This is a genomic window from Luteimonas sp. Soil_C_5 (assembly GCF_057656615.1).
The window spans coordinates 1-9,546 of sequence record NZ_JBDGKA010000010.1 but is presented as its reverse complement, the minus strand read 5'-3'; the positions used below and the strand labels follow the sequence as shown (position 1 = coordinate 9,546).

The window sequence follows — 9,546 nt, the reverse complement described above, 5'->3', positions numbered from 1 at the left end:
CGCGCTGTCGCGCGGCTTACTTTTGTCTTGCCAAAAGTAAGCAAAAACGCCGTCGCCGGACGCGATCCGCCACGGCTGCCGCGGCGGGCCCCTGCGCTTCTCGGTCGACGGGGCACGCAGCCCAAACTCGCTACGCTCAGACATGGGCTGCTCTTCGGCCCCGACGTCCTGCGATGCTCGGCTCGCTTTACGGCTCGATGAAGCCAAGTGCACAAACCAAAGCCAAAGCCACAGCCAAAGCCACAGCCACAGCCACAGCCACAGCAAAGACACAGCCACAGCAAAGCCACACAGAAGGCAAAGCCGGCGCAGGAGCCGGAGACCGAGACCGAGACGAAGCCAGCACAACAGCTGGCGCCTTTCAGGCGCCAGCTGAAACATGCGAGATCAGGTGCTCGCCACAGGCTCCGCGCTAGCCCCTCGCGCACGCCGGATCAGGCGCGCACTGCCATGACGCAGATCGTCGAGGATCGCGTAGATCGTCGGCAGGAACAGCAGGCTGACTACGGTCGAAAACGCCAGGCCACCGGCCACTGCACGTGCCATCGGCGAATACGCCAGGCCGCCCAGTACCACGGTGTCGCTCAGCGAGATCGGGATCATCGCCAGGATCGCGGTGCCCATCGTCATCAGGATCGGACGCAGACGTTCACGGCTGCCTTCCACCAGCGCCTCGAGCCGCGACATGCCGCGCCTGCGCAGATTGTTGATGTGCTCGACCATGATGATGCCGTTGTTCACCACCACGCCCATCAATACGAGGATGCCGATGAAGGCCATCACCGTGAACGACGTGCCCGTCAGCCAGAACAGCCAGAACACGCCGAACACCGAGAACACCACGCAGCTCATGATCGCCGCCGGGAACAGTAGCGATTCGAACACCGCCGCCATCACCACGTAGATCATGATCACGGCGATCAGCAGGTTGAACATCATCTGCTTGCTCGCGGCGGCATCGTCCTCGAAGCCGCTGCCCGAGAACGTGTAGCCGTAGCCCGGCGGAAACACGACGGTGTCGAGCGTGTTCTCGAGCGCCTTGCGTGCATCGGGCATCGTGGTGTCGCCAGCGAGGTTGGCCTGCAGCGTCACCGAGGTCTGCCGGTCGGAGCGGCTGATGCGGCTGGCGGCGGGTTCGACCGTCATCTCGACGAGGCTGGTCAACGGCACCGTGCGGCCGTCGGGCGCGCGCACCATGAAACCGGCGATGTCGGATTCGTTGAACTGCTCGGCGCCCGCGAAGCGCACCCACACCGGCACCTCGGTATCGCCGCGGCGGAAATCGCGCAACTGCGATCCGCGCAGCGCGAGGCCGATGAAGCTGGACACCTGATCGGCCGTGAAGCCGAACGCGGCCGCTCGGTCGCGGTCCACCCGGATCGTCAGTTCCTGGTTCGCATCGCCCGCATCCACGCGCACGTCGCGCAGGGCCGGGTTCGCGGCGAGCAGCGGCACCACGCTGTCGGCCAGTTCGCGCAGCACCTGGCTGGAATCGCCGACCAGTTGCACCTGCACGCCACCGCCCCCACCACCACCGCCGCCGCCGCCCTGGCCGCCGCTGCTGATGCCGATCTCGGCGCGCGCGGATTTCGGCAGCGCCTTGCTGATCGCCTCGCTGAGCGGCCGCGTGTCGCCGACGTCGTCGTTGAACGTAATGACGGTGCCGGAATCGTTGCTCTCTCCGAACCAGGAGTAGAGCTGCTTGATCCGGAACTCGTCGCGACGGGCGTCGAGAAAGTCCTCGATCCGCTGCACTTCGTCCGAACGCTGCTGCAGGTTGTAGCTGCCTTTCCACTGGTAGAAGACGTTGATTTCCTTGCCGCCGTCGCCGCTGCCGAACATGTCGAACTTGGTCTGGGTCATCGGGACCAGGCTGGCCGCGACCACCAGCAGAATGCCGACGATCGTCCAGCCGCGATGCTCCAGCGACCAGCGCAGGATGCGGGCGTAGCGGCGCTGCAGACGCGGGATCAACCCGTCCGGCCGCGCCACCGCCGGCGGCGTCTTCATCCGCGCCGACATCATCGGGATCAGGCTCACCGCGACCAGCCACGAGGCCAGCAGCGACACCGAGATGGTGATCGCCAGCTGGGTCATGAAGATGCTGATGTTGTTGGTCTCGCCCAGCAGGTTGGGCACGAACACGATGCAGTGACACAGCGTGCCCGCCGACAGGGCGATCGCCACGTGGCGGGTGCCGAGCACCGACGCCAGCCACGGCTGGTCGGGCATGCGCTCGCGCTCCTGGTAGATGCTCTCCACCACGACCACCGCGTTGTCGACCAGCATGCCGACGGCGAGCAGCAACCCCATCAACGACAGCACGTTGAGCGTGACGCCGAAGAAGTGCATGAAACCGAGGGTGATGATGAAACAGATCGGAATCGCCAGCGTCACCATCAGCGTCGATGGCCAGTGCCGCAGGAAGAAATAGAGCACGACGATCGACAGCACGAGGCCGATCGCACCTGCCTCCACCAGCTCGAGCAGCGACGACGTGACCTCGTCCCCCATGTTCTGGATGACCTTCAGATCGATGCCTTCCAGGCCCGGCTCACTACGCGCGGCCTCGACCTCGGCCAGGACGTTGCGCGAGACCTCGACCAGGTTCGCGTCGCGCTCCTTGAAGATGTCCAGGCCCACGGCCGCGCGCCCGTCGAGGCGTCGACCGTAGTCGACCCGCTGGGGCTTGAAGCGCACTTCGGCGATGTCGCTCAGGCGCAGGCCCTGCGCGTTGATCACCAGGTCGCGCAACTGCTGCAGGTCGTCGATCTCGCCGATCGGCTGCACCCGCAGACGTTGCCCGGCATCCTGGATCTGGCCGGCGGACACGGAGAAGTTCAGGGCACGCAGCCGGGTGGCCAGTTCGTTGAGTTCGATGCCGTGCGCGGTCAGGCGATCGGGCTCGACCGCGATCTCCACCTCGTTGGGCGGCGCGCCGCTGATCTCCACGCGCGCCACACCGGGCACGCGCTCGAGACGTCGCTTGAGTTGCCGGTCGATGAGTTCGTAGCTGCCGCTCAGGTCGACGTTCGCCGCGAGACGCAGGCGCAGGATGGCTTCGTCGCTGCTCGACCATTTGAAGACGAAGTAGCGCCGGAAATCGTCGGGCAGTTCGCCGCGGATCGCGTCGATGCGCTCGCGCGCCTCGGAGGCGCTGATCGCGATGTCGCGATCCCAGTCTGAGAACTCCAGGAACACGCTGGCGCCGTCAGCCGCGGCCTGGCCCCGCATGCGCTTGATGCCGCTCATCGTGGCCAGCGCTTCCTCCGCCGGGCGCAGCAGGTTCTGCTCGGCTTCGACGGGCGTCGCGCCCGCATACGGCAGCTGCACGAACAGGAACGGCGCGGAAATGTCCGGCAACGCCTCCAGCGGCAGGCGCACGGACGCGATCAGGCCGATCACCACCATCGACACGAAACACATGATGGTGGTGACCGGGCGACGCAGGCTCAGCTCGGCGATGCTCATCGCGCGGCGGCCTCCAGATCGGCAGCGGCGCCCAGGCGCGAACGCCGGCCACGCTCGGCGTAGTAATCGTCGGACTTGCGGTCCAGCAGGTCGTAGACCACCGGAATCACCAGCAGCGTCAGCAGCGTCGACACCGCCAGACCACCCATCACCGTGATCGCCATCGGCGAGCGCACCTCGGCACCTTCACCGAAGGCCAGCGCCAGCGGCAGGAAGCCGAACAGCGTCGACAGCGTGGTCATGATGATCGGACGCAGGCGCGAACGGGCGCCTTCCACCAGCGCCTCGCGCTTGGCCACGCCGGCCTCGCGCAGCTGGTTGACCTTGTCGATCAGGATGATCGCGTTCTTCACCACCAGACCGACCATCAGGATCAAGCCGATGAAGGCGACGACCGAGATCGTGTTGCCGGTCATCAACAGCGCGCCGATCGCACCCACCATCGCCAGCGGAATGGTGAACAGGATGACGAAGGGATGCAGCAGCGATTCGAACTGCGACGCCATAACCAGATAGACCAGGAAGATCGCGAGTGCGAACGCCATCAGCAGCGAGCGCATCGATTCGGCCAGCTCTTCGCCCTGTCCGCCGATGTGCATGCCGACCTCGGGACCGAGCGGATTCTCGGCCACCATCTGCCGCACTTCGGTGACCGCGGTGCCCAGATCGATGCCGCGCAGGTTCGCCGACACCACGGCCACGCGCACCTGGTCGGCGCGATGGATCTCGCTCGGGCCGATGGTCGCGATGACGTCAGCCACCGCGTCGAGGCGCACCGCGGCGCCGCCCCCCGGATTGACCACCAGGTTGCGGATGCGGTCGACCGAATCGCGCTCGCTTTCCTGCGCACGCACCAGCACGTCGATCTTGCGGTCGCGGAAGTTGTAGCGCGTGGCGACTTCGCCGCGCACGGCGCGAACCACCGCATCGGCGATCTGGCGCGTCGTCAGCCCCAGCGCGCCGGCGCGTTCCTGGTCGAACACGATCTGGATCTCGGGGAAGCCCTGTTCCACCGTCGTCTTGACGTCCGCGTAGTGCGGATTGGCGCGCAGCAGTTCGGCCATGCGCTGGCCGGCCTTGGCCAGGCCATCGAGATCCTGCCCGCGCAGTTCGATCTCCAGCGGCGTCGAGAAGCTGAAGAGCGCAGGCCGGGCGAAGTCCACGGCGACGCCCGGATACTGCTGCATCGTCTCGCGCAGTTTCTCGGTCTGCTGCGCCTCGAACTCCCGGCTGCCGCCGCCGCTCATGACGATGCTCAGCTTGCCGATGTTCTCGCCGCTCTCGGTGGGATTCGCATCCAGCCGCGTGCCGCTGCCGCTGACGCCGAACAGCAGGTCGACACCCTCGTCGCCCTGATGCGCCAGCTGCACCTCGCGCATGATGCGGTCGGTCTCGCGCAGCGGCGTGCCGGGCGGCAGCTTGGCGGTCATCTCGAAGCGGTCCTGCGCGAGCTGCGGAATCAGGTCCGTGCCGAGCAGCGGCACTGCCAGCAGGCTGACCAGGAACACCGCGGTCGCCGCGCCCAGCACCAGCCACGGCCGTGCCAGCGCCGCCGGCAGCGCGCGCAGGTAGCCGGATTCCGCGCGGTTGTACGGCGCCATCGCGATGTCGCTGGCGCGGCCCATGACGCGGCCGACCACGTGCGAGACGCCGCGCCACGCACGCACGAACACCCAGACGATGCCGAACAGCACGCCGCGGATGCCGGCGCCGATGCCGCGGCCGGTCGCCGCGAACGGCTTCTGCCACCGGCTTTCCGGGCGCCATTGCGGGTGCGGCGCTTCTTCCGGGAACGCCAGCGGCGGGCGACCCTTCAGCGATGCCAGCATCGGGATCAGGGTCAGTGCCACCAGCAGCGACACGCTGACCGCGATCGCGATCGTCAACGCCTGGTCGCGGAACAGCTGGCCGGCGATGCCTTCGACGAACACCAGTGGCAGGAACACCGCGATGATCGTCAGCGTCGACGCGACCACCGCCATGCCCACTTCGCGCGTGCCGACGATCGCCGATTCCAGTATCCCGAGGCCACGCTCGCGCGCCTTGGCGATGCTTTCCAGCACGACGATCGAATCGTCGACCACCAGCCCCGTCGCCAACGCCAGGCCGCCGAGCGACATCACGTTGAGGCTCAGCCCCAGCTGGTCCATGAAGAAGAACGTGGTGATGATCGAGACCGGCAGCGACAGGCTCACTACCAGCGTGCTCCAGCCGTTGCGCAGGAACAGGAAGATGATCAGGATCGCCAGCGTGCCGCCGATCAGCGCATCGGTGCGCACGTCGTGGATCGCGGCGCGCACGAACTTGGACTGGTCGTCGACCACGGTCAGGCGCATGTCCGGCGGCAGTTCCTTGCGGATGACGTCCAGCCTCGCCTGCACCGAATCGGCGGTCGACACGGTATTCGCGTCGCCTTCCTTGTAGATCGCCAGCTCCACGGCTTCGTCGCCGCCGAGCCGGATGATGCTTTCGCGTTCCTTGAAGCCCTGACGCACGGTCGCGATGTCGCGCAGGCGCACGGCTCGGCCACCGGCGATCGTCGTGCCGCTGGCGCCCGAGGCGCTCTGTACCGACGCCGCCGCCGCCAGCACGGCCTGCGAGCCGCTGGCCGCGGCGATCGCCGCCATCTGCTGCGCCGCGCTGGCCGCGGCATCGTCGCCGCCGCCCTGGGTGGCGACCAGCATCTCGCCGATCTGATCGACGGTCTGGAACTGGTTCACCGTACGCACGAGATAGCGCTGCGTGCCCTGGTCGAGACGACCGCCGGACAGGTTGATGTTCTCCTGCTGCAGGCGCTGGATCACATTCTCGATCGGCAGGCCGATGCGCGCCATCTGCTGCAGATCGAGGTCGACCTGCACCTCGTCCTCGAAGCCGCCGCCCACCTTGACCGCCGCGACGCCGACGACCGGCTCCAGCTTCTTCTTCAGGTCGTCGTCGGCGTAGCGACGCATGCGCGTGAGTTCGGCGACCGGATCACCGGTGCCGCCTGCGGTCAGCGCCAGACGCAGGACCGGTTCGGTCGAGGGGTTGAAGCGCAGCAGCACCGGCGGCGTGACTTCCAGCGGCAGCTGCAGGGTTTCCAGTTTGTCGCGGACCTCCAGGCTGGCCTGGTCCATGTCGGTGCCCCAGGCGAACTCGAGCACGACATCGCTCTGCCCGGTGCGCGAGATCGAGCGCAGCTTGCGCACGCCCTTGACCACGCCGACGGCTTCTTCGACCGGCTCGCTGACCAGCGTCTCGATCTCGGCCGGTGCGGCGCCGGTGTATTCGGTGCGCACGGTCAGCGTGGGATAGCTGAGGTCGGGCAGCAGGTTGACCTTGAGGTTGGTCAACGCGATCAGGCCGAACAGCATCATGCTGATCGCGACCATCCACACCGTCACCCGGCGGCGGGTCGAGAACTCGACGAGATCGAAGCGGCCCGTGGGCGCGGCATGCGGGTCCAGGGGCTGGCCGTCCGGGGGCGTGCCCTGGCCGGACGGATCCTGGGTCGGCGTCGTGGACATCAGGGTGCGTCGGCCTGGGTGGTGTCGGCGTCCGCGTCATCGCCGTCGGTTGCGGCTGCGGCTGCGGGCTCGGCCGGCGCGTTCGCGCCGACGATCTGCACGGTGCTGCCTTCGCGCAACGCCACCTTGCCGGCGGTGACCACCGGATCGCGTTCCGACAGGCCGGAACGCACTTCGATCATCGCGCCGTCGACATAGCCCAGCTCGACCTCCACGCGCGCCGCCTTGCCGTCGCGCACGGTGAAGACCGCCGGCGCATCGCCATCATCGAGCAGCGCGCTGCGCGGAATCACCAGCGCATCGGCGCGCTGGTCGTAATCGATGCGGACGCGGCCGAACATGCCCGCTCGCAGCGCCTCGTCACCGGCGAATGCCGTGACCACGCGGAACGTGCCGCTGCGCGACTCCACGATCGGCGCCACGCGTTCGACCACACCCTCGAAGGTCTCGCCGGGCAGCGCGTCGACCTGCAGGCGCACCGGCTGGCCACGCTTGAGCACGCGCAGTTCGCGCTCGGGCACGTTGAGGGTGGCCTCGATGCGTGCGTTGTCGACGATGCTGAAGATCGGCGTATTGATCTGCACGAAGTTGCCGGTGCGGATCATCCGCTGCGAGATGACGCCGGCGATCGGCGCGGTCACCGTCGTATAGGACAGTTCGAGTTGCGCCATCTCGTGCTGCGCACGCGCGGTATCGAGATCGAACTTGATCTGGTCGAGATCGTTGGCGCTGATCATCTGCTGGTCGACCAGCTGCTGCGCGCGCCGGTAGCTGTTCTCCAGCTTGCCCATCGTCGCGCGGCTCTGCAGCACGGCGAGGCGCGCGCGGTCGGGATCGAGACGCACCAGCGGCTGGCCCGCGCGCACGGTGTCGCCCTCTTCGACCAGCACCTCCAGCGCGATGCCCGAGGTCTTGGCGACCACATCGGCGCCGCGCGGCACTTCCAGCGCGGCGGTGCCCACCCAGCTGGCAGCCACGCTCTGGCGCGACACCGCTTCGGTCTCCACCGGTACCGGCGCCGGGGCGTCCTCGTCCGTCTTGGCCTGGGCATCACCGCCGCCCTTGCAGGCGGACAGGCCCAGGGCAGCGACCAGGAGGGCAACGGTCAGAACGCGTCGGACGGACGCAACAGCATGCGGTGTGGACATTGGATTCGAGAGACCCCTACGGTGTTGTAGCAAGGTATATCACCAGAACATGCACATTCATGCGCCATTGGTCATGGTGACCTCCGGGAGATCTCCCGGCCCGCACCTTGGGTTTGCCGCAGGGCCGTGGCTATACTGGCCCGGTTGTGTACCGGTTCATCCATCGGGCCGGGGCACCGCCGTCACGCTTCCCAGATCGCCACGTTCCAGCCCTCCAGGATTGCGGATACCAAGATGACGCGACCGCTGCTGCTCGCCGCCTGTTCCGTGTTTGCCGCCCTGTCGCTGCCCGCGTTCGCGCAGGCGCCGGCGGCCCCCGCGCCCGATGCGGCCAATGCACCGCTCACCGGCAATGCCGAGACCGGTCGCCAGCTGACCTACACCTGCCAGGGCTGCCACGGCATCGACGGCTACCGCAACGTCTATCCGCACTATCACGTGCCGAAGATCGGCGGCCAGTCGCGCGAGTACCTGGTGAACGCCCTGCACGAATACAAGCGCGGCACTCGTCGGCATCCGACGATGGAAGCCCAGGCCAAGAGCTTTTCCGACCAGGACATCGCCGACATCTCGGCCTTCCTGTCGGAGCTGACCAAGTGAGCGGCCCCATGATCCGATCGACCGTCCGCCTGCTGCCGCTGCTGGCCGCCGCCCTGCTCGTCGCCTGCGGCGGCGCCGACCACGATCCCAACGCCCAGCCGATGCGCACCACGTCCTCGGCCGGCCTGCCCACGGGCGTCGTCGAGGCCGGCGAACAGGCCGCCAACGTCAAGAGCGCCGCGACCGGCCAGACCTGCATCGACTGCCACGGCGCTGCCGGCAACGAACCGCTCGATCCGACCTATCCCAAGATCGGCGGCCAGTACCGCGACTACCTCGCGCACTCGTTGCAGGCCTACCGCGACGGCGACCGGGAGCATGCGCTGATGTCGCAGCAGGCCGTCGACCTCAGCGACCAGCAGATCGCAGACCTCGCCGCCTATTTCGCGGCGCAGCCGACGCTGCTGCGCGATCTGCGCGGGGCGCACGACAACTGAGCCTGGTGGTTCGGGCGATGCGCGCCCGGACGTTTCGACAGGCGTGCGTCTGATCAGACGGCGCAGGTGAGTTGACCGCGGGTGGCGACGTGGTGCCCGCGCGATGCGCGTCGCTTTGTTTGGCTTCGGCTTCGTATTTGATTTCGATTCCGGCTTGGCCTCGTTTGGCCCGGCTTGGCCTTGCGTTGGCTGGACGCTGGAATCAGATCTGGATTCGTTTGTGGGTTCCACTTTTGGCCGCTTGGATCGGCATCCGCTCTGCCTCTTCGCTTTGGCTTTGGCTTTGGCTTTGGCTTTGGCTTTGGCTTTGGCTTTGGCTTTGGCTTTGGCTTTGGCTTTGGCTTTGGCTTTGGCTTTGGCTTTGGCTTTGGCTTTGGCTTT

General features: G+C 67.3%; 6 protein-coding genes. 3 read left to right on the top strand and 3 right to left on the bottom strand.

The window, feature by feature from the left end; translation table 11 throughout:
* Positions 1–387 precede the first annotated feature (387 nt).
* The 3 genes from AC3A5K_RS16920 to AC3A5K_RS16910 are packed head-to-tail and all read right to left on the bottom strand — an operon-like array spanning position 388 to position 8,128.
* Positions 388–3,471 (bottom strand): efflux RND transporter permease subunit, encoded by a 3,084-nt coding sequence (locus AC3A5K_RS16920; protein WP_487618734.1) that lies wholly within the window; start codon positions 3,469–3,471, stop codon positions 388–390.
* Positions 3,468–6,980 (bottom strand): efflux RND transporter permease subunit, encoded by a 3,513-nt coding sequence (locus AC3A5K_RS16915; RefSeq protein WP_487618733.1) that lies wholly within the window; start codon positions 6,978–6,980, stop codon positions 3,468–3,470. The genes AC3A5K_RS16920 and AC3A5K_RS16915 overlap by 4 nt, the downstream gene beginning before the upstream one ends.
* Positions 6,980–8,128, bottom strand: a complete 1,149-nt coding sequence (locus tag AC3A5K_RS16910) for an efflux RND transporter periplasmic adaptor subunit (protein ID WP_487618732.1) — start codon at positions 8,126–8,128, stop codon at positions 6,980–6,982. The genes AC3A5K_RS16915 and AC3A5K_RS16910 overlap by 1 nt, the downstream gene beginning before the upstream one ends.
* Before the next feature lie 234 nt (positions 8,129–8,362).
* Here AC3A5K_RS16910 and AC3A5K_RS16905 point away from each other — a divergent pair, with 234 nt between their 5' ends.
* From AC3A5K_RS16905 to AC3A5K_RS16895, 3 genes are all read left to right on the top strand, one after another.
* Positions 8,363–8,728 (top strand): c-type cytochrome, encoded by a 366-nt coding sequence (locus tag AC3A5K_RS16905; protein ID WP_487618731.1) that lies wholly within the window; start codon positions 8,363–8,365, stop codon positions 8,726–8,728.
* Positions 8,729–8,736: 8 nt separating this feature from the next.
* Positions 8,737–9,165 carry a c-type cytochrome gene (locus tag AC3A5K_RS16900; RefSeq protein ID WP_487618730.1) on the top strand — a complete coding sequence of 143 codons (429 nt, stop codon included), beginning with the start codon at positions 8,737–8,739 and terminating at the stop codon, positions 9,163–9,165.
* A gap of 103 nt (positions 9,166–9,268) precedes the next feature.
* Positions 9,269–9,546 (top strand): hypothetical protein (locus AC3A5K_RS16895; protein ID WP_487618729.1); only part of this gene is annotated, 278 nt, incomplete at its 3' end.